A 1,093-nucleotide genomic window follows, 5' to 3' on the forward strand; every position below is an offset into this window, starting at 1 on the left:
GAAAGCTTAGTGGGCGATCACAGGGGGGGAGGCGGGGGTAGCCATTTCATTAGGTTTCCGGTCGATTACATAAAGTGTGTACGACACAAAACCTGGAGCGAGGCTTGCCCGCGAAGAACGATAATGCGGTCTAACGACCTACCGCATCAAACCCACCCGCTGCTCTGCATCGCCTTGTACACCGCAACAATCGCCAAAACCAGGAACGCCGACGCCGCCAGGCGACGGATCAGGGTCAAAGGCAGTTTGTCCGCCGCAAAGTTACCTGCCAGTACCACTGGCACGTTGGCAATCAACATCCCGGCGGTTGTGCCGATGATCACCAGCCACAAATCCGGGTACTGCGCGGCCAGCATCACCGTTGCGACTTGGGTCTTGTCGCCCATTTCCGCGAGGAAGAATGCAATCAGCGTCGTCAGGAACGGCCCGAACTTGCGGGCGGTGCTGGCTTCGTCTTCGTCCATCTTGTCCGGCACCAGCGTCCACAAGGCTGTGGCGGCGAAGCTCGCGGCGAGGATCCAGTGCAACGTCGCATTCGAGAAGAAACTGCCGAACCAGGCGCCTACCGCACCGGCCGCCGCATGGTTGGCCAGGGTCGCGGCGACGATGCCGGCGATGATCGGCCAGGGTTTGCGAAAGCGGGCAGCGAGAATGAGCGCGAGCAGTTGCGTCTTGTCGCCAATTTCGGCCAAGGCAACGATTGCGGTGGGAACGAGCAGGGAGTCCAGCATCATCAGGGTTTTCCTAAGGGGCGGGTCGACACGGCTATGACACGTACAGCCTTCCCGCCCCGGGTAAGGTGTTCGTGTCATAGGTCTTGTCAAACCCTGCGAGCCGTCTGGTGCGGACGCTTGGGTCGCATACGCCATGGTCTTTTGACCAAGTATGTTGACGTATGCCGGACGAGCATGGCGCTCGTGGGAGACTACTCCCCTAGGACGGAGCGGATTCTGCCTAGGCAAAACCGATTGGGCAAGCCCCAATGTCAGTCGTTAAGTGGCAGAACCTGTGGGAGCGTGGGGGGGGGGGGGGGGGGGGGGGAAGGGCTTCAATCTCAATATCTCAGGTGTGCTATCAGGGGCGGCCTGGCGGC

At 60.7% G+C, this 1,093-nt stretch carries 1 protein-coding gene and 1 riboswitch; the gene reads right to left on the reverse strand.

From position 1 onward, the window contains the following. Positions 1-146 precede the first annotated feature (146 nt). Positions 147-731: a TMEM165/GDT1 family protein gene (locus FHW68_RS26850; protein WP_183683944.1), complete on the reverse strand. Its 585-nt coding sequence runs from the start codon at positions 729-731 to the stop codon at positions 147-149. A 92-nt stretch (positions 732-823) separates the two neighbouring features. Further along, a riboswitch (yybP-ykoY riboswitch) is annotated at positions 824-946 on the reverse strand. Positions 947-1,093 lie beyond the last annotated feature (147 nt).

The sequence above is a fragment of the Pseudomonas sp. Tn43 genome (assembly GCF_014192635.1).
Lineage (GTDB): Bacteria > Pseudomonadota > Gammaproteobacteria > Pseudomonadales > Pseudomonadaceae > Aquipseudomonas.